Origin of the sequence: Marinomonas phycocola (assembly GCF_047525455.1) — a bacterium.
In the GTDB taxonomy this organism is placed as follows: Bacteria; Pseudomonadota; Gammaproteobacteria; order Pseudomonadales; family Marinomonadaceae; genus Marinomonas.
The window spans coordinates 20591-40403 of record NZ_JBLIXL010000009.1; the positions used below are offsets into that span (position 1 = coordinate 20591).

Here is a 19813-nt window from a genome sequence, read left to right on the forward strand (position 1 = left end):
AACTTTAGTCTACCAATTCGAACGTTAAGTTCACCACAAGCCCCTGAGGTTCATTGTTACTGAGTTTGAGCAAGGCATTATGATGATCGGCTACTTCCTTAACGATTGCCAAACCTAAGCCAGTACCGGACCTAGGATTGTTCGCGCTACGATAAAAGCGCTCAAACACATGAGGCTTTTCACTATCAGGAATACCAATGCCCTGATCTGTTACTAACAGACGTATCATGGGCTTGAAAGAATGGGTAACACTTAAAATACTGACACTCACCCAAGAATGGGGAGGGCTGTATTTTATGGCATTTTCTAATATGTTTCTTACCATCTGCTCTAAAGCAAAAGCATCCCCTAAAATGTTACCTGTATTTTCTCTGGCGAAAGTCTCTTCTTCTTCAAAACTTATTTCGATGTCCTGTTGTAATGCTGATACAACGACATCCTTACAAACTTTTTTAGTCACTTTCGCCAAATTAATTCGTGTCAATTGCTGGCTTTGAAAACGGTGGGATAAGGTCGCCTGCAGTAACAGCTGTGATACTGTGTGATTTAACATGTCACAGGATTCAATCACACGAACAAGTTGAGCATGTCGAGTCACTTCATCCTCTTCACTCAGGGCATTTTGCGCTTGAGACTTTAATCCTGCTAGAGGCGTTCTCAGCTGATGCGCTGCTTCACTGGTAAAGCGCTGTAACTGATTGAGATTATTATCAAGCTGGCCCATAAAGTGATTTATGCTTTGTACTAAAGGCGTTAACTCAGACGGTACAGGCAAGTTGATTTCCGACAAATCAAATCCAGTACGATTAGATAAGGCTTTGTTCAATTCTTTAATGGGTTTTAGAAGTGTCCAGATCCCAAGTACAACAAGGAGGAACCCGATAAAAATAAATGGCAGTACTAACTGAATTGCGCGCCAACTTATCTCACTGGCTAAGGCTTCACGGGCAATCACTGTTTGCCCAATTTGTATACTCACATCGCCTTGGTACAAAGTTTCAGTCAGTTGTTTTTTGAAAACCACAAACCTCACTGCCTCACCTTGGTAGAGGTCATCAAAAAATCTAGGCTCTGGTCGACCTTGTTGAACGACCCAGTTTCCTCTTCTATCAGTGTCATTTAGTGTTGGTAAGTCTTGGTATCCCGTAATTTTATTTCCCGCTTTATCACTGATACGGTAAAACACCCTATCATTATGGGCCGAAGACAGAATTTCAAAGGCTGACCAAGGCAGGTCTACTATGACTTGGCCGTCTTTCATACTAATGCTTTCAGCTGTTTGTAACGCCGCACTGGTAAGAAGACGATCAAAGGAAACCTGGGCTGAACGCTTGCCATAACTATTTGCTAAAAAAAAAGCAATGACTGTCATGACAATCAATAAGAACAGCGTCATGAGTACAAGTTGGCTACGAATAGAGTTGGCTTTTTTCCCTCTATTCATTAAATTCTTCCAATATATAACCTAATCCTCTTAGGGTACGAATCTCAATATCACTGGCTTGCAGCTTTTTTCTTAATCTAGCAACATACAGTTCAATCGCATTTGGACTAGGTGGCTCATCAAAATTATAAAGATGGTCAATTAAGTCGTCTTTACTTAATACCCAGCCTGTATGGCTGATAAAAATCTCTAACAGTCGAAACTCTCTCTGTTTAAGGTCAACCAAGGCTTGGTCGACATACACACGACAGGTTTTTCTATCTAGAGTAAGGTTGCCATAACGAATTGAATTCTGAGCTTGCCCTTGATGGCGTCTTAATAAGGCACGGCACCTTGCATCAAATTCACCAAAGTCAAAAGGTTTAGTCAGATAATCATCAGCACCTAAATCCAGTAACTGAATTCTGTCTTCAACTTGATTACGAGCGGTAAGTATCAATACAGGTGTATTGGTTTGACGCACTCTGAGCTTATTCAGCACTTTCTCGCCATTCATGCCGGGTAAGTTCAAATCCAATATCACAAGGTCATACTCTTGATGCCTCAAGATGTCATTTGCATCTGCACCACTGGTTACCAAATCCACTCCATGACCTTGTTTTAACATCCGCTGGCTAATGGCTTCACCTAGTACAGCATCATCTTCGACAATCAGAACTCTCATTTATTATTACCTGATAGCTGTTCGATTAACTCATTTATATTCCAGTACTTAGTACAATTATTTATGCTGTAATCCAATCAATTTCTTATCCATTCCATGAAATATTAGCAGTCAATTATAGGTCTGTTAAGATAAATAAATCTTTGTCATGACAGCCTGATGACAATTTATTATGTTATTTGATCGCTATCTTGTTGATAATAAAACACGCTAAATCAACCTGAGTATTAAGCACAGGATGTCGCTCTTTTAGACTGCTTTATTAAGCAAGTAGGATTATCACGTCAAAAACTATAATAGGTGTACTTAATGCTAAATCCCCAACTTTTTGTTTTAACTTTAGTTGATTAGATACTGATCGTTTCCTGTTTTTTTGCCTCTTTCATGACAGCGGTCGCAGGCCTTTTTTTCTTAATGACACCTTATTGTTGAAGCATAAAACGAAATACCCTTCTTTCTAAGTTGATGACAGCTTCGCGACAGCTTTGCCCCCTAAGCTGTGCTTGAGGTCGTAATAGGGCGACACCATAAGTTCACTGGTTTAGATCATGAAAAAAATAAATAATATCTATGACACCATAGTCATTGGCGGCGGTAATGCTGCTCTTTGTGCCGCTATAACAGCGGCAGAGGCAGGCCTGAAAGTTCTCATTCTAGAAGGTGCGCCTAAGTCCTATCGTGGTGGTAACTCACGTCATACTAGAAACTTTAGATGCATGCATCCTACACCTAAAGCCGTGCTTACAGATACCTACACAGAAGAAGAATATTTTGATGATTTGCTCAAGGTCACCAAGGGGAAAACCGATGAAAAGCTTGCTCGGCTTGTCATCAAAAATACCCATGAATGTTATGACTGGATGCAGGATCATGGGGTTAGATTTCAGCCTTCTTTATCTGGCACCTTATCTTTATCTCGCACCAATGCTTTTTTTATGGGAGGCGGAAAATCTTTAGTCAATGCGTATTACCGCCAGCTTGAAAAATTAGGTGTGGATGTACTCTATGAGGCCCAGGTTAACCATTTAGATTTGCGCGATAATTATATAAAAACAGTCACCTTTGATTATCAAAATGACAGGATAGAGCTCTCACCAGAGACCGTTATTGTCGCCTCAGGCGGTTTTCAAGCAGATATCGACTGGCTAGCAAGAGCTTGGGGGCCTGCCGCAAAAAATTTTCTTATCCGTGGAACCCCTTATAATAAAGGTGTGGTTCTGGCAAACCTACTTAAACAAGGCGCGACCTCTGTCGGTGATCCAACGCAATGCCATGCAGTTGCTATTGATGGCCGTTCACCTAAATACGATGGAGGCATAGTAACACGCTTAGATTGCGTACCTTTTTCTGTTGTTGTGAATCAAAATAGCCAACGCTTTTACGATGAAGGGGAAGATGTTTGGCCTAAACGTTATGCCATTTGGGGAAGATTAGTCGCAGACCAACCCGATCAAGTTGCCTATGTTATTATCGATGCTAAGTCGTTAGACCTTTTTATGCCTTCTGTTTTTCCACCGATTAAAGCGGATACCCTAGAGGAACTCGCAGTAAAAATGGGGTTAGAGCCGAATGCCTTAACTCAAACCATCAATGGCTTTAACAGCTCATGCCGTGCAGGAAAATTTCACCCAACAGAGCTTGATGGTTTAGCCACGCAGGGCCTCACACCTGCCAAAACGAATTGGGCAAGACCTATCGATACGCCGCCCTATTATGGCTACAGCTTGAGAACGGGAGTCACTTTTACTTACCTAGGTTTGAAGGTAGACGAAACAGCTCAAGTACAAGGCGAAAATGGCCCAATTAAAAACCTTTGGGCTGCGGGGGAAACCATGGCGGGATCCATTTTAGGCCAAGGATATTTGGCCGGGTTTGGTATGGCAATTGGTACGGTTTTTGGCCGTATCGCAGGGCAAGAGGTAGCAAAATATGCAAACAATTGAGATCGTTAACCTAGATTCAAATACCAGCGAGCAATACGCTCTTAATACTCTGGATCAAGCCAGACGACAGCTCGAAATCTGTAATGCCTGTCGTTATTGTGAAACCTATTGCTCTGTTTTCCCTGCCGTTCACAGGGAAAGATCATTTTCTGATAACGACCTAAAACAACTCGCCAACCTTTGCCATAACTGTCGTGGATGTTATTACGCTTGCCAATATACGGCACCGCACGAATTTGACTTAAACCTGCCTAAGGCGCTTGCTAAAGTCAGGCAAGAAAGCTGGCAGGATAATGCCTACCCCGCTGCTTTTGCGAAGGCTTTTCACCAAAATGGAGCAGCCATAGGAGCAGCCGTTATTTTAGGTTTTGCCGCCCTTTTGTGGCTAATTCAGCTTATGGGTACCAGCACTTCTGCAAACTCACCAGCTAACTTCTATGACCTGTTGTCACATAATCTTATGGTAGCCCTATTTATGCCAGCCTTTTTGCTACCCCTTGCCAGTATTGCCTTTAGTGTCAGGCGCTTCTGGCGAGACATCGGTGCAGAGCCATTACGCTTAATTCATATTAAAGGAGCTTTTGCCTCAGTAGCGAAAATGAAAAATCTAGCTGCCGGTCATGGAGAAGGGTGCAATTACGAGGATGAAGATAGGTTTAGCCAAGCGCGTCGTTATTTTCATCAGGCAACAATGTATGGTTTTTTACTCTGTTTTGCAGCAACAAGCACTGCAACGCTCATGCATTATCTGCTTGCTATGGCAGCACCCTACGACCTCACCTCTTTACCTAAAATACTGGGTATTGTAGGAGGTATCTCTTTAAGTGTTGGTACTGCTGGATTAGCCTATTTAAAGCTACAAGCAGACAAATCTCTGGGAGATACAAAAGTTTGGGGAGGTGAAATGGCCTTTGTTCTTTTACTCTTTTTTGTTAGCACCTCAGGCTTAGTCCTGTACTGGTTTGGAAAAAGCCCTTGGTTAGGAGAGCTTTTAGCCTTGCATTTAGGCTGTGTTTTAGCGTTTTTCTTACTCATGCCCTACTCGAAAATGACTCATGGTTTTTATCGTCTCGCGGCACTGATAAAAGAAGAGCAAAACAAGGTATAACCCATCCTTTGCTGGGCTCATACCTGAGCTCAGCTTTTTCACTTAGGTCAGAATTCCTCCCTTTGAACCAGCCAATAAACTTCACCTCATCAGCTCTCTAAGACAGGCTCTTAGTGCATATTACTGAATCACTCTTATCCTGATGAATCACACGATTACCCAGAAGGGCTGTTGGTTGTGGATGGTCAGCTTAATCTCATCGTAGATTCAGACGCTGTTACTGTGCTTAGTGGTGAAATATACATTGTTCTAATTGGTGTTTTGCACGCAGTCGCTCCTAGTACTAGAGGCACTCTCGTTATTTTTGACGCATAAATAATATAGGAGCGATATCAATGCTCAGGGGCACTCAAAGCTGTATGTAATCGAATCATTTTCTATGTGAAATTTTACAACTCACCCTTGCCGTCCATGGCGATTCCACACTGTCAAAGTGAGGGAGAGAGTAGGGCATTACAAAGGCGAATGCAAAGTATAATGGCGGTCTGCCCATTTCTCTGCGATGTCTAGGTCGTGAGTCACGAGCAAGACGGCGATTCCGCGTTCGCTGGCGATGTCGGCGATCATCGCAAGAGTTTCACGCTGTGTTATAGGATCAAGACGGGACGTTGGTTCGTCTGCTAGTAAAACGGTAGGGTTGGCCGTTAATGCTCTGGCAATCGATATTCTTTGCAGTTCCCCACCTGAAACGGCATCGGGACGCCTGTCCATTAGTGATGGGTGAATACCCAGTTCAGATAAATACTCCAATACTACCGACCAGTCGACGGAATGCAGTCGAGCAACATCTCGTAAACTTTTTTCCAATGATACCTTGTTAGGGAAAGCCGCAGGTGGGTCTTGGTAAAGCTTTTGAATACCTGTTTGGATGACCGAGCTGTTGCGTGTTACTCGCCCTTTTTCGGGCTGATTGATGCCTGCTAAAACATCTAACAATGATGTTTTTCCTACACCGCTTGGGCCTGTTATGGCAATGCGTTCATTAGCGTAAAGCTCAAGACTAAAGTCTTCCAATAGGCACTTTCCTCCTCGGTAGATACTGAGGTTTTCAGCATTGAGAAGTAGATCACCGCGTGAGGAAGACGCTTGCTTAGGCCAAGCTCGTGGTTCGGCATTTAATAACTGTTGCGTATAGTCCTCGCTCGGATTATTGAGCACTTCGGTGGTAGAGCCGCTTTCAATTAGAGTTCCAGACTTTAGTACCAGTATGTCGCCCCCTAACTGTCTTGCAACTGACGCTTCATGTGTAATGGTGATGAGAGCGCCACCCTGGTTCGGTTTCTCAGTCAGTAAACTAATGATTTTGGCACTGCGTTGAGTATCGAGACCCTTAGTTGGCTCGTCGGCAATCAATATGGGAGCGTCAGCGGCTGTGGCGGCGGCAAAGGCAACCCGTTGTGCCATTCCTCCCGATAATGTGCGAGGGAGACGGCGCTCATTACCATGAAGCTCTAATGCGTTGAAGTCAGACTGAGTGGCAGCAGCAGCATTCGAACGAGTAAGCCCTGCTACAAAACGATAGGACTCTTGGACTTGTGCGGCAGCATACATCAGAGGATCAAGGGCTCGCCAGGGTTCTTGCGGTAAAATCGCGACATCCCGCCCCCAAAAACGAGATCGTTCTTGTGGGCTGAGTTGGTCTATTCTTTGGCCATTGAGGTGAATAGTACCAGTGGAATGTAATCCGTCCGGCAGGGTGCCGAGTATAGCTTGTGCAAGCAAACTTTTACCGGCTCCTGTTTCACCCATGATCACCAGCGATCGGCCAGTAGGGAGGCTAAAGGTAATCGGCCCCAGTAGTTGCGTTGCACCTGCGTAAACAGACAGTGCTTCAACGGCTATGGTAATGTGATTCATGTTGCTTTTCTCACCTTTACAGATAAATGCAAAGCCAACACTGTCAATACAAGACAGAAAACGGGCTGAAAAATCAAGAATGGCGCTTCACGCCAGTAGGGAAGCAGCTGAGTCATCATAACGCCCCACTCAGCGGTGGGTGGGCGGATGCCAACACTGATAAATCCAAGTGCCGCTACAGCGGTTACGGCTGTGGCAGCGCCAAAGGCGGCGATGGTAAGTAACCCAGGCCCAATCTCAGGTAATAAATGACGCTTAATCACGTGCATGGCACCAAACCCTAATAACTTTGAGGCTTCCACCGATGGTTCAGCGAGCACAACGCGAGCACGTTGTCGTGTGTAGCGAAAATATTCTACCCATAGTGTGAGTGACAAACCAACGTAGAGTGCCCACCATGAACCCGGTGAAATTGCTGCCAGCATCAATACAAGCAACAGACCGGGCAAAGCAAGGATAGCATCCGCAAATAACGCCAACATGCGTTCGGTCCAGCCTCCATGCCAAGTGGCAAGAATGCCCAATAATGTGCCCGGTATGGCGGCTGTGATAACAGATAAGGCCGCCAGAGACAGAGACAATTGCGCACCAGAGAGTAAGCGCGTCAACATGTCACGCCCTAAGTGGTCTGTGCCCAGCCAGTGCTCGGAGCTCGGCCCTTGCAGAGTATTGATTAAAGATTGGCGGGCAGGGTCTATACCAGTGAGATCAGGACCCATAACGGCACATATTGCCAAACCAAAAAGAAGGCAATAGCCAAGGATACGGCTGAAGGGTAAGCCACCTTTTTGTGGCAAGGTGGATAAGATCTGAGTAGTGCTCAAACTGAGTTCCTCCTTCTAGGGTCGATACCATGACAACAAAGATCGATAATTAAGTTGAGAAAGACATAAAGCAGCCCTAGCGTCAGTGCTGTGCCTTGAACCATAGGGACATCTCGGCCAAAAATGGCGTGAACCAGTGCATGGCCAATACCAGGAAAGGCAAAGACAGACTCTACAATGACCACACCTTCAATGACATAAGCGAGCTGTACGCCAACATAGGCGACAACAGGTAATGAGGCATTACGCAAAACATGGCGTCTAAGGGTTTGCCAAGAAGACAGTCCTTTGGTGCGTGAGAAAAAGCGCCATTCCGCCGACATGGCTTCACAGACAGCGTCGCGGACCACTCGGCTAGACACAGCAGCAAGGCCGAACCCAAGTGTTAACGCGGGTAATATAAGGTATTTTGGGCTTTGAAAGCCTGCTACTGGGAGTAATTTGAGATGCACGGCTAAGGCGAGCATTAGAAAAATACCTAATGCAAAAGCGGGCACCGCTCGTAGAATAATGGATGCACCTAAGCTAATTCGATCCACAATGCCGCCTGGACGTAGTCCAGAGGCGACACCTACAGGTATCGCAATCAGTAGAGACGCGATAATGCCCGCACCAGCAAGCAACAATGAATAACCTAGTTGTACTTTTAGCTCTTCTATAATAGGAGTGCCTGAGACCGAAGACGTTCCTAAATCCAGTTGAGCGAGTGACCCTAACCATGTCATTAACTGTACGAATTGGGGTTGATCTAACCCCAATTCCTCACGTACAGCCTCGGCTGAAGCCGCATCCATCATGTCATAACCATAGCGGCCGGCGGCGATGCGATAGGCATCATCACCTGGCAATGCTTGCATCATTGAAAAGCTTACTATCCCAACGACCACGGCAACCAAAACAGCTTGAGAGGCCCGTCCTGCAAGAGTGGACCAAAATCCAATTGATCTAATCATTTCTCATCCCAAAAAACGTCTTCCAAGCGAAATTTTCGTTCGAGAGGGTCAATTGTGTAACCTTGTAAATCTTTCGCAACAGAAACAATGTGTTGATACCAAACCACTGGAATCAAAGGAAGCTCGTTGTGAATTGATTCGACAACGGTAGCGATGTTCTTGTTTCGAGCGACTGGGTCACTGGTTGTGGCAATTTTTTCTAACGCTTGAGCGACATTTGCGTTTTCCCAGTTCATTGCTCCCCAGTCACCACCACCTGCTCCAAAGTCTTGCAGCGCTGCGCCGATGGGGTCAGGTGTAATTCCGTAGTTGCGTGCATAAAGGGCAACATGCAACGAGCCGTCTTTGTGTCCTGCGGGGATTTCCGAGTAACTGCCAATACTGACGTTCAGTTCTACACCAATCGTGCGCCACTGATCTTGCAGTGCAGCTGCAATTAAGGGTAATTCTGGACGATCGGTGAAGGTACGTAATATTAGAGAAAAGCGTTCGCCGTTGCGATTCAATATTCCATCATCACCGGGTGTCCAACCGAGCTCGGCTAATAAGTTTTTAGCTGCTTTGACATCTTGATATAGAGGCTCAAGTGCTTCGTTGTGCCATTGATCTAACGCGGGTGGGAAAAGTTGAGTAGCACTTCCTTCTGGGAAGCGTGTGATGGCGGTAGCAATACCAATACGATCCATTGCCAAACTCAAAGCACGTCTTGCACGCGGATCATTAAGAAAGGCATGTCCCGCATTGAGTTTCAGAGTGACTACGCGAGGAATAGGCGTCATTTTGGTTTTGACACTGTCAACTTTTGCTAGGCGAGTAAAGCCTGAAGGGTCGAGTGAAAAGACCAAATCGGCATCGCCACTTTCTGCCAACAGCGCTCGTGTTTCAGCGCGGCTTGTTGCGAGATAGCTTACTGTTTCCAGTTTTGCTTTGTCGCCCCAATAGTTATCGAATCGTTTGACATTTAAACCCTGTGGTGGTGTGAATGTGTCTACTGCAAATGGCCCCGTACCAATGGCTGCAATGTGAGCACCGTCTTTATTGATTGAGGATGGTGCTGAAATGACCGTAGTATTATGAGTCATTAGTGCAGGTAGGGATGAAAACGGTTTATCAAGTGTGACCACAACATCATTTTGGTCAGCATGGATGGTCAAAATAGGCGCTTTTTTAAGCATGCCGGGGTTGTCAAATGCTTTTTGTAAGGCATTTGCAGCAACGTTAGCGGTTAATAAGCTATCATCATGAAAACTTACACCTTCACGGATGCTGAAACGCCAACTGAGCCCATCATCACTCATCTCCCATTTCGTGGCAAGCCCAGGTATAAGGACGCCCTCGACGGTGGCGTCTACCAAGGTTTCCATTACTCCGAGGCTATAGAAAGCAGAGCCTGAAACCGAAGGTTCATAACTGTTTACTTCCCAAGGAGAGGATATATTAAGATGGGTTTTGCTTGCGGCAATTGACGCTTGTGACGCAAATAACATTGTCGTGGCCAATGTTATTACAAAGGCTTTAATCATAGTTTTTTCCATTTTCGGTTGTAGGTGGTAATAACTTGATAGTGCTGAAAGTGAGGGTTGTTGTGCTTATAGCTCAAATAATCTCTCGTTTTTCAATTCTGTACCATCAAGCATTAGTGCTAATAAAATTTAGTGCAAATGTAGTTATGTTATAACATAACAAATAGTACTCTAATGCAGATGAATAATACATACCATTTATTAAATTAAAATATAAAGATGAATGAATTAGACGTTGAAAAGTAGATTCAGAAAGCGTCATGGTTGAAACGCTCTTTCTGGTCCGTTTTTTATTTATTATAAAAGTAGAGTAATGTTTAATTTTTTCAAAAAAAGTTGTTATTGCTCGGCATTTGATTGAGGTGAGTGGGAATGTTCTCCAATTTTTCCTTTAAGAATATTTCCTATATGTACGTTGTGACTTTTAAAATGGATGAGCGCTTCAGGTCATTGCTTGATACTTTCGTGCAACTGTTTTAGCCTATAAATGCCGCGTTCATACTGTGGCGGACTGTTTGCTCATAGGTTTTGAGAAAGTAGGGTTTCTTTAAAAAACATAGTGGATGAATTTTATATCTATAGAAAGCGCCGACATCCCATTTTATTGAAGTGTCGTCGCAAATGTCTTGTGACTGAACACATACAATTTCAAATTCTATGGAACCTTTTTGGATTATCCTAACTTTAATTAATGGGTAGTCTTATTGTTGGAGGCACGCCTGAAGTTTACAGCAAAAAATAAGGCGTATGTTATAGGCGGAGGTTTCTGATATTCTTAGCCTAAAATTTTTCGCAGCATTTGGAAATAAGAATGAAAATATTTGTGAGTATCGCATCATACTGTGATGAATTGCTTTTCTTTACCTTAAGAGATTGCTATCAAAAAGCGGAAAAACCTGAGAACTTAGTGTTTGCTGTTATTGACCAAAATGATGCTTCTCAAAAAGATGCGATTGATGCTCTGAGTTTTGCGGATCAGATTCGCTATGTTTACATTAATAAAATGGAGACATTTGGGGTATCTTGGGCCAGAAATATGGCCTTTTCTTTGTTCGATAACGAAGAGTATTTATTACAAATCGATTCCCATACTTATTTTGAGCAAGGATGGGATGACAACTTATTAACACAATATACGAAAATATTGGAAAAATCTGCAAAACCTATTTTGTCTGTATATCCTTATGCTTTTTGTTTTGATGCTGATGAACAGCCTGTTTTTACAAAGCCTACTGGTGAATTCGTTATGGAGCTACGACCTCACCCTGATACATCGCTAACGGACGACTGCGCTGTTCTAAGGTTTCGGGCAGGTCATGTAAAAACAACTGAACCTGTTAATGGCTGTCATATCGCAGCTGGTTTTATTTTTACAAAATCCGCGTTCATTGAGGAAATCCCTTATGATCCTTATTTGTATTTTCATGGAGAAGAGCAAAGTCTAAGTGTGAGAGCTTACACAAGAGGATGGGATATTTATCACCCTACATGGATACCTTTGTATCACCACTATAAGGAAAGTGGCGTGTCTTATACCAATCAACATTGGCATGAAAGTGTTCGTGATAAGAGGCGCTTGAAGCATGCCCAATTAAAACAACGATCACAGGAAAGAGTGAATCGTTTGTTTTATGGTGATGGAATGCTTGGCAGTGCCTATGGCTTAGGTCAGGTAAGAAGTTTAGGTGATTTCATACGTTTCAGCGGTATTGATTATTTTAATAAGAAAATCATTCGTTAGGATAGTAGTATACTATTTGTTTCTAGCGCTATTTAATTCATATAACAAACTGCTTGAAACATGTGTTTGATTTAGGGAATAGGCGAATAAGTCCCTAACATGAAAAACTCCTGTTTACCTCTTCAAGTCTTAGTTATGTCACATCAACTCACTTTTGTCGACAGCGAGTTTAACCACAAACGTCGAAAAACACGGAAAGAAATTTTCCTTTCTCGTATCGAGGTGCGCAAAAATAAGAAGAGCTAAAAGACATCAAAACCGACTGGCTAATTTACTGAGAGGCCAAGTAAGGTACGTCTTTTAAAGAAACACCCGAGAATAAATGCGCTGTCGATCCGAGCGGAAGGCATTAAAGCCAGTATTCGAGTAAAAGTAGAACACCCATTTCGGATTATAAAGCGTCAGTTTGGTTTTAGAAAAGTAATTTATAGAGGTCTGGTTAAAAACGACAACAAACTGGCGATGCTGTTTGCCTTAGCTAATAAGTGTAGAATGAAGCCGATGCTACGAGCAGCAAGGGGTAATCCGTTCAAAACGAACTAAATAACGTTAAATCGGCTTATTAAGTAGCGAAAAGTACAAAAATGAGTGGCATTTTGTGCTTTTTTTGTTCGAATGAAATGTGTTTAATGTACTGAGACTTCTTAATCGCAGTTTCCTTAGGTTTGTGGGGGAGAGCTCGTTATGTAACCATTTGTAATGGTGAAACAGTAAAAATACTCTTATAATCTTCGGTAATTATGTACTAACCTAGCCAATGAGATAGATATGTCCGTTATTAGTAAGGTAAAGAACAGGTTTAATATTAAAGTTAAAGCCGCCGTTGTTAGTATTTTTATTTTTTCTATCCTCATTACCGCCACCGTGGCAATTCTCTTACAGAGTCATTTTAGCTCTACAATGGCATTAGAATACACGTCTCGTATTTTTAGTATGACGACTAAAAATACCTCTGAAAATTTATCCACAAAAAATAAGAATATTGAGGAAACGCTTGAAAAATTAGTCAGAGACCCTGAGATAAAAAACTATTTTTCTCACAGCAGTGAATTTTCTGAAATAATTAAAATTTTCCAATCAAATAATAATTTATACGGTATATACATTGCCGATGACAGCGGCAGTTTCTTTGAAGTTATCAATTTAGAATCAAGCCCCATTGTGCGCAGTCAAATGAAGGCCTCTTCAAGCGACAGATGGGTAACGATTGAAATCTATGATGAAAACAATGAAAAGCTGAAAAAGACGACGTTTTACGATCAACACTTAACGGCGAGTAATGAGATTATAGAGTCTACAGAATACAACCCTGTGAATCGATTTTGGTTTTCTAACGCCACATCACAGAGTATTTATAAAAGTCCCCCGTATTTATTTCAGCACTTACAATCCCCTGGGCAAACGTACTCGTTAAAAATACCGTATTCTAATAACACCGTTGTTGCTATCGATATTGCGCTAGAGTCCATATCGGAATACTTATTACATGAAGATTTTAATGATCCAGAATTAAATGCTGAAATGTTTGTCTTTCAAAAGGAAGGCCAATTAATCGCGTCTAATTTACGAAAAAAAGAGAAGCCCATTGATATACCTAAATCGCCATCATTAACCCTATCTCAAAGACAAAGAGAGCTGATTGACAAACTTAATATTGTGTCTGTATCTAACGAGTTGGATTGGGCTCCACTGGATTTTTCTGCCTCGGGAAAACCATCTGGTTATAGCGTTGATGTGATGAAATTGATAGGTGAGTCGACAGGGTTAAAAATTAATTTTATTAATGGTTTTAGTTGGTCTGAACTGGTCGGCTTGTTTAATGAAGATAAGTTAAACATACTCAGTGCGGCTTACAATAATGAAACGAATCAAAGATTAGGTCTGATTAGTAAGCCATTTCTAAAAGCGCCATTTTCTATGGTGACTCAATCGGGAGTGGAAGAGCTCAAATCCTTAGATCAATTAAATGGTAAAACCGTTGCAATCCCTGCTGGCTGGTCAATTATAAAAATCATCAAAGAGCACTACCCAAAAATCAACATTGTTGAGGTTCCATCAACAATAGATGTCTTAAAAAAGGTACATGATGGAGAGTACTTTTCAGGAATTGATAATAATTATGTACTGCAATATACCGCGAAACAATATTTTATTGATGATCTGAAATACCATACTAACATTGAAAGTGACAGAGCGACATTATCTGCAGATTTACATTTTTTAGTCTCTAAAGAAAAAAGTGAACTGCTTGATATTATAAATCTAGCAATCGACCATATTACGCCAGAACAAAGGCAAGTGTTAACTAAAAAGTGGTTGTTATCTGAATCTAAAAATTATGTTGGTGTACTTCCCTATAAAGAATTACTTGATTTTGTAGACGACCCTGAAAATTACAATCAATTACTGAAAGTGAAAATTGATGGTAAAATATCGTATCTTTTTATTAGTAAATTAAATCGACATGAGGAATACTTTGCTTTATTAATTTCTCAAGATTCTTTATTTAAAAAAACATATGAAAAATTGCAAATTTCAATCTTTGTAACCGCTCTGTTGATGATCATTCTATTCCCGCTGTGCTGGTTTTTTGCCTCCCCTATTGTTGAACCTATTAAGAGTCTTGCGAAAGAAAGTGCAAAAATTAAGCGCCGTCAGTACAAAGATGTTAAGTTCAAAGACTCTCGTATTATTGAGATTCAAGAACTCAATGATTCGATGTTGGATATGACGGACTCTATACAATCGTATCAACAGAAACAGAAAGAATTGATGGATTCTTTTATTGAGTTAATAGGGCAAGCCATTGATGATAAGTCACCTTATACGGCGGGTCATTGTGAAAGAGTGCCAGAGCTGGGAATGTTACTTGCTACTGCGGCGTCTAATGATACTTCTTCCGCATTTAATGCTTTTCGTTTTGAAAATGATGAAGAAGTTAGAGAATTTAAAATTGCGGCTTGGTTGCATGACTGTGGAAAAATTACAACGCCAGAACATATCGTTGATAAAGGCTCAAAACTAGAAGCGGTTTACAATCGAATCCATGAAATACGTATGAGATTTGAAGTTCTAAGGCGAGATGCAGAAATTGAATATTATAAAAAAATGTTGTTAAACCCAGAGTTAGAGGCTCAATTCAAAGAGGAGAAAGAACGTTCTTTTAACGTATTAAATGAAGACTTTGCCTTTATTGCAAAGGCGAATGTTGGCAGTGAATTTATGTCAGAAGACATTCAGAAGCGTTTGACTCTATTATCTGAAATAACGTGGCAAAGACATTTTGATGATAGATTGGGTTTATCACCACATGAAGAAAGGAAACTTACAGGAGAAGGGAGTGCTTTACCTGTAACGGAAACACTCTTGTCTGATAAACCCGAGCACCTCATTCCACACCACAAACCAATCGTATTTGATGAAAAACTTGGGATTAAAATGATTCCACCCGAGCATCAAGCAAATTTAGGCGAGTTGTATAACCTAAGCATTAGTCGAGGCACGCTGACAAAAGAAGACCGTTTCAAGATTAATGAGCATATTATAAGTACGATACGCATGCTGGATAGTCTTCCTTTTCATGAAGAGTTATCCAGAGTGCCGCGTTATGCATCCACCCATCATGAAACATTAATTGGAACGGGGTACCCAAGGCAATTGACAGGGGAAAGCCTTTCTATTCCTGAAAGAGTGTTGGTACTCGCGGATATTTTTGAAGCTCTTACCGCTTCCGATAGACCTTACAAAAAAGCCAAACCTCTTAGTGTCTCGATTAAAATTTTGCATAAAATGGCGCTCGATTTACATGTTGATATGGATATATTTAAGCTCTTCTTATCGTCTGGTGTCTACCTACAGTACGCTGATAAATTCCTTAGTGAAGGTCAAAAAGATTATGTTGATATAGATTATTATCTTAATTATGAGATTGAGCTCAAAAACAGCGCCTGTTAGTGTGGCGTTGAATACAAGGATAAAAAGAGCTCGGCTAATAAGGGCGTTTAGTGACATTCAGTAATGCCGTTTTTATTGCTGCCATCGAATATGGACATGGCCGCTTATTCGATGGTTTTTATCGCATACTGTTCATTAATTTTTATCTTCAATGCGCTTGCTTTTTTCTACCTCTTGTCTTCAGATTTATCACACGCAGGTTTACTACCTTCCGTACGATAGTGGAATGCATTTTTTGTTTGCTATGTAAAAACGATCAAAAGACTCTTATTTGTCACTTTTAGTGCTTTAGGGATAATCAAAGAAACTCCTGATAATAAGTGATCCAAAGCGTGAATTCGTGACGTATGAATGAAATACACACTAAGACTCAGTTTATACCGTCTTACTTTCAAATGTCTGTCGAACAATATAGGTAATAATATGGACACTTCCAATTTGGATGCTCAAAAAAATCGCACTGTTATCCGCTCAAATACACAGACTTCGACAGACATCCATGTGCAACACGCATTAATTGAACGTTTCAAGTTGTTTTATAAAGATGTGAAAAATCCGCCTCTAAATGAGATAGGGCAGGTTTACACTGACTCGATACACTTTAAAGACCCAGTGCATGAAGTACGAGGGATCGATGCACTTTATGCTTACATGGAAGATGTTTGTCATAGCGTGGAAAGTGGTCGCTTTGAATATTTGGATGAATTGATTGGCGATGGTCGTGCATACATAAAATGGAACATGTATTTCAAGCACCCTAAGCTTTCTAAAGAAGTTATTGTGGTTCGAGGCGTCTCTCAGATTCAATTTAACAACCGAATTTATTATCACGAAGACATTTATGATCTTGGTGAAATGTTATACGAGAATGTGCCTGTGGTGAGTTTTTTGGTTAAAAAATTGAAGCAAAGATTGTCCAATTAATAGGAGAGTGTAAATAATGAAGTCTCAAGCTGTTCCTATTAAAAGTGAAACGATTTGGATTACCGGTGGAAGCTCTGGAATTGGCTATGCGTTAGTAGAAAAACTGGCTAAAGATAATAAGGTCATCGTTAGCGCAAGAAACGCGTCTACACTGAAAGAATTAGAAGACCAATTTCCCAATGTTTACGCGGTTGTTTTTGATGTTTCGGATAAAACGCAAATTGACCGTGTAACCGATGAGTTGGCTCAGATAACAAATCATCTTGATCGTGTGATTTTAAACGCAGGACATTGTGAATATTTGGATATCAAGGAACCTGATTGGTGTCTTATGGAAAGGATGATTAAGGTGAATTTTTTAGGCATGGTGCACTCTCTTCAAGCGTGCTTACCCTTATTACAAAAAGCGAAGGCCCCGCATCTTATTGGTGTGAGTTCTTTGGCGATTGTGGCACCGTTTACACAAGCTGAAGGCTATGGTGCATCAAAAGCCGCTGTACAGTATTGGCTCGATTCCATAAGAATAGATCTGGTTAAACTCAATATTGATGTCACCAGTATTCTACCCGGTTTTGTGAATACCCCATTAACTCAAAAAAATACGTTCTCGATGCCTTTTCTAATGAGCTCTGAACGAGCTGCTGAGCGTATTTTACATGCTATTGCCAAGCGTAAAATAACGTATGCTTTTCCTAAACGTTTGGTCGCCATGTTATGGATGGCAAGAAAATTTCCTAAATCATGGTTAAAACTGCAACAGAATGCACTTTGATAAAGTGAGCAACATAACTGTTATAAGGAGGAATTGGTGAAAATAGCCATTATAGGGGCTGGAATTTCAGGTTTGTCATCCGCCTATTATTTACATGCACAGCATGACATTACGGTATTTGAATCCGCTGACAGAATAGGTGGTCACACGGCAACAATAAATGTGCAGTACGATGGAAGAGACTATTCGATCGATACGGGATTCATTGTGTATAACGACTGGACTTATCCCCACTTTATTGAGCTTATGGATTCTTTGCGAGTGGAGTCCAAGCCCACCGAGATGAGTTTCAGTGTAAGTTGTGCGCAAACTGGCTTAGAGTACGGAGGAAATAATCTGGATACTCTGTTTGCTCAAAGGCGTAATGTATTCAACGGGTCTTATTTGATGATGTTGAAAGACATTATGGATTTTAATAAAAGTGCGATTCAAGATTTAGACAGTGGGTTACTAGATGAAGCAACAACACTGGGTGAGTACTTACAGAAAAAACAATACGGTAAGCTCTTTGCCAGTCATTATTTAATACCTATGGGGAGTGCTATTTGGTCTTCAACATTAGACGAAATGTTGGAATTCCCATTGGTGTTTTTTGTTCGATTTTTTAAAAATCACGGACTGCTCAGTGTAAATAATCGACCTCAGTGGCGCGTTATTAAAGGAGGATCCAGTGCTTATTTAACGCCTTTGACGGCTGGGTTTCGTGACAGAATTAAACTGAATAGCCAAATTCAGCGTGTTGAACGTCACTCTAATAGTGTGTGTCTTCATTTTACTGAACAGTTAAGTGAAGAGTTTGATCAGGTTATTTTTGCTTGCCACAGTGATCAAGTACTAGCGTTGCTTGATGATGCAACAGAAGATGAAAAAGACGTATTAGGCGCCATGCCATATCGGATGAATGAAGTGGTGTTACATACGGATGATTCTATTTTACCCAAGAAAAAGAAAGCGTGGTCGAGCTGGAATTATCATTTATCGGGGGACAGTACACGTCCTGCAACATTGAGCTATAACATGAATATTCTCCAAGGGATTGAGAGTGATGCCACGTTTGTCGTGACCTTAAATGATACGGCTAGTATTGATGCAAGTTGCATATTAGGCCGATATCAATATGCACATCCCGTGTTTACATTAGATGGGATTAAGGCTCAACAACGTTGGGCGGATATTAATGGCGTGAAACGGACGTGGTTTTGTGGGGCGTATTGGCGTAATGGATTCCACGAAGATGGTTGTATGAGTGGTATCCGAGTGGCGAATGCACTACAGGAAATACTTTAGATGAAGGGTTCATCTTCTAATTTTAACAGTGGCATTTATCATGGATGGGTGCGCCATCGTCGTTATTCGCCTAAAGAACATGCGTTTGAATACAATGTATTTATGATGTATTTGGATCTTGATGAGATCGATAAAGTGTTTTCCTTATCTAGGCTATGGTCTAAAAAAAACTGCTACTTAGCCAGTTTTAAACGTTCTGATTACCTAGGTGACCCCAAAAAAGACTTGGCGAAAGAAGTGAGAAAAAAGGTCAAGGAGTATTTGGGGTTTGATCCTGATGGCCCTGTCAGAATGCTCACTAATGTGCGTTATTTTGGCTTTATCATTAACCCGATTACCGTGTACTACTGTTTTGATAAATCAGAAATATTACACGCCATGGTATTGGAAGTAACGAACACTCCGTGGGGAGAAAAAGTCCAATACGTTCTTCATTGTGATCCAACTTCGGTTAGTCAACGTATTAAATTTAATAAAGAAATGCACGTTTCTCCATTTCATCCTATGACACATATTTATGATTGGAGAAGTAATTATCCAGAGAAAAAAATTGCGGTTCACATGGAGAATAAAACACAAATCAAAACGAATGAATTAGAAAAAGAGGCCGTGGTGTTTGATGCAACCTTGTGTTTAGAGCGTGAAGAAATATCCACCAAAAGCTTGAGGCGAATTTTGCTTAATTATCCGTTTATGACAATCAAAGTGGTGTGGCGTATCTATTGGCAGGCTTTGGCGCTCTTTGTAAAAGGTGTGCCTTTACAAGATCACCCTAAAAAATCATCTGAACCGCAATCGACAAAACAAAAGAAATAGAGA

At 41.4% G+C, this 19813-nt stretch carries 14 protein-coding genes and 1 pseudogene; 9 read left to right on the top strand and 6 right to left on the bottom strand.

All coding sequences use genetic code 11. The features are described from left to right. Nucleotides 1-4: 4 nt before the first annotated feature. Nucleotides 5-1444: a sensor histidine kinase gene (locus tag ACMUMJ_RS08560; RefSeq protein ID WP_414678408.1), complete on the bottom strand. Its 1440-nt coding sequence runs from the start codon at nt 1442-1444 to the stop codon at nt 5-7. After that, complete coding sequence (locus tag ACMUMJ_RS08565; protein ID WP_414678409.1) at nt 1437-2108, bottom strand: response regulator transcription factor; 672 nt, start codon at nt 2106-2108, stop codon at nt 1437-1439. The genes ACMUMJ_RS08560 and ACMUMJ_RS08565 overlap by 8 nt, the downstream gene beginning before the upstream one ends. Before the next feature lie 548 nt (nt 2109-2656). On the opposite strand from ACMUMJ_RS08565, the gene tcuA reads away from it, so the two are divergent. Then, on the top strand, nt 2657-4051 hold the full coding sequence (tcuA, locus tag ACMUMJ_RS08570; protein ID WP_414678410.1) for an FAD-dependent tricarballylate dehydrogenase TcuA: 1395 nt from the start codon (nt 2657-2659) through the stop codon (nt 4049-4051). After that, nucleotides 4038-5159 carry a tricarballylate utilization 4Fe-4S protein TcuB gene (gene tcuB / locus ACMUMJ_RS08575; RefSeq protein ID WP_414678411.1) on the top strand — a complete coding sequence of 374 codons (1122 nt, stop codon included), beginning with the start codon at nt 4038-4040 and terminating at the stop codon, nt 5157-5159. Before tcuA ends, tcuB begins: the two co-directional genes overlap by 14 nt. A gap of 453 nt (nt 5160-5612) precedes the next feature. Here the strand turns inward: tcuB and ACMUMJ_RS08580 are convergent, their stop codons facing one another. Genes ACMUMJ_RS08580 through ACMUMJ_RS08595 form a run of 4 tightly spaced genes read right to left on the bottom strand, consistent with a single transcriptional unit; the run spans nt 5613 to nt 10316 of the window. Further along, nucleotides 5613-7016 (bottom strand): ABC transporter ATP-binding protein, encoded by a 1404-nt coding sequence (locus ACMUMJ_RS08580; RefSeq protein ID WP_414678412.1) that lies wholly within the window; start codon nt 7014-7016, stop codon nt 5613-5615. Beyond that, the gene (locus tag ACMUMJ_RS08585) at nt 7013-7840 is read right to left on the bottom strand and encodes an ABC transporter permease (protein ID WP_414678413.1); all 828 of its coding nucleotides are present in this window, start codon (nt 7838-7840) and stop codon (nt 7013-7015) included. Before ACMUMJ_RS08585 ends, ACMUMJ_RS08580 begins: the two co-directional genes overlap by 4 nt. Next, entirely contained in the window at nt 7837-8793 is a 957-nt protein-coding gene (locus ACMUMJ_RS08590; protein WP_414678414.1) for an ABC transporter permease, read from the bottom strand. Before ACMUMJ_RS08590 ends, ACMUMJ_RS08585 begins: the two co-directional genes overlap by 4 nt. Continuing rightward, complete coding sequence (locus tag ACMUMJ_RS08595) at nt 8790-10316, bottom strand: ABC transporter substrate-binding protein (protein ID WP_414678415.1); 1527 nt, start codon at nt 10314-10316, stop codon at nt 8790-8792. The genes ACMUMJ_RS08590 and ACMUMJ_RS08595 overlap by 4 nt, the downstream gene beginning before the upstream one ends. An 811-nt stretch (nt 10317-11127) precedes the next feature. Between ACMUMJ_RS08595 and ACMUMJ_RS08600 the strand changes: the two genes are divergently transcribed. From ACMUMJ_RS08600 to ACMUMJ_RS08630, 7 genes and pseudogenes are all read left to right on the top strand, one after another. After that, nucleotides 11128-12057 (top strand): GlcNAc-transferase family protein, encoded by a 930-nt coding sequence (locus ACMUMJ_RS08600; RefSeq protein WP_414678416.1) that lies wholly within the window; start codon nt 11128-11130, stop codon nt 12055-12057. A gap of 236 nt (nt 12058-12293) precedes the next feature. After that, nucleotides 12294-12600, top strand: a pseudogene (locus tag ACMUMJ_RS08605) (transposase); the annotation flags it as partial. Nucleotides 12601-12825: 225 nt separating this feature from the next. Next, on the top strand, nt 12826-16011 hold the full coding sequence (locus ACMUMJ_RS08610; RefSeq protein ID WP_414678417.1) for an HD domain-containing phosphohydrolase: 3186 nt from the start codon (nt 12826-12828) through the stop codon (nt 16009-16011). A gap of 423 nt (nt 16012-16434) precedes the next feature. Continuing rightward, the gene (locus ACMUMJ_RS08615) at nt 16435-16935 is read left to right on the top strand and encodes a nuclear transport factor 2 family protein (RefSeq protein WP_414678418.1); all 501 of its coding nucleotides are present in this window, start codon (nt 16435-16437) and stop codon (nt 16933-16935) included. 16 nt (nt 16936-16951) lie between these two features. Beyond that, nucleotides 16952-17707: an SDR family NAD(P)-dependent oxidoreductase gene (locus ACMUMJ_RS08620; RefSeq protein ID WP_414678419.1), complete on the top strand. Its 756-nt coding sequence runs from the start codon at nt 16952-16954 to the stop codon at nt 17705-17707. Between the two features lie 36 nt (nt 17708-17743). Further along, nucleotides 17744-18994, top strand: a complete 1251-nt coding sequence (locus tag ACMUMJ_RS08625; protein WP_414678421.1) for an NAD(P)/FAD-dependent oxidoreductase — start codon at nt 17744-17746, stop codon at nt 18992-18994. After that, nucleotides 18995-19810 carry a DUF1365 domain-containing protein gene (locus ACMUMJ_RS08630; RefSeq protein WP_414678422.1) on the top strand — a complete coding sequence of 272 codons (816 nt, stop codon included), beginning with the start codon at nt 18995-18997 and terminating at the stop codon, nt 19808-19810. It begins immediately after the preceding gene. Nucleotides 19811-19813 lie beyond the last annotated feature (3 nt).

Coding starts and splice junctions, on each gene's coding strand:
- ACMUMJ_RS08610 (WP_414678417.1), top strand. CDS start 12,826: ATGTCCGTTATTAGTAAGGTAAAGAACAGGTTTAATATTAAAGTTAAA.
- ACMUMJ_RS08620 (WP_414678419.1), top strand. CDS start 16,952: ATGAAGTCTCAAGCTGTTCCTATTAAAAGTGAAACGATTTGGATTACC.
- ACMUMJ_RS08565 (WP_414678409.1), bottom strand. CDS start 2,108: ATGAGAGTTCTGATTGTCGAAGATGATGCTGTACTAGGTGAAGCCATT.
- tcuB (WP_414678411.1), top strand. CDS start 4,038: ATGCAAACAATTGAGATCGTTAACCTAGATTCAAATACCAGCGAGCAA.
- ACMUMJ_RS08600 (WP_414678416.1), top strand. CDS start 11,128: ATGAAAATATTTGTGAGTATCGCATCATACTGTGATGAATTGCTTTTC.
- ACMUMJ_RS08630 (WP_414678422.1), top strand. CDS start 18,995: ATGAAGGGTTCATCTTCTAATTTTAACAGTGGCATTTATCATGGATGG.
- ACMUMJ_RS08615 (WP_414678418.1), top strand. CDS start 16,435: ATGGACACTTCCAATTTGGATGCTCAAAAAAATCGCACTGTTATCCGC.
- ACMUMJ_RS08590 (WP_414678414.1), bottom strand. CDS start 8,793: ATGATTAGATCAATTGGATTTTGGTCCACTCTTGCAGGACGGGCCTCT.
- tcuA (WP_414678410.1), top strand. CDS start 2,657: ATGAAAAAAATAAATAATATCTATGACACCATAGTCATTGGCGGCGGT.
- ACMUMJ_RS08580 (WP_414678412.1), bottom strand. CDS start 7,016: ATGAATCACATTACCATAGCCGTTGAAGCACTGTCTGTTTACGCAGGT.
- ACMUMJ_RS08595 (WP_414678415.1), bottom strand. CDS start 10,316: ATGATTAAAGCCTTTGTAATAACATTGGCCACGACAATGTTATTTGCG.
- ACMUMJ_RS08560 (WP_414678408.1), bottom strand. CDS start 1,444: ATGAATAGAGGGAAAAAAGCCAACTCTATTCGTAGCCAACTTGTACTC.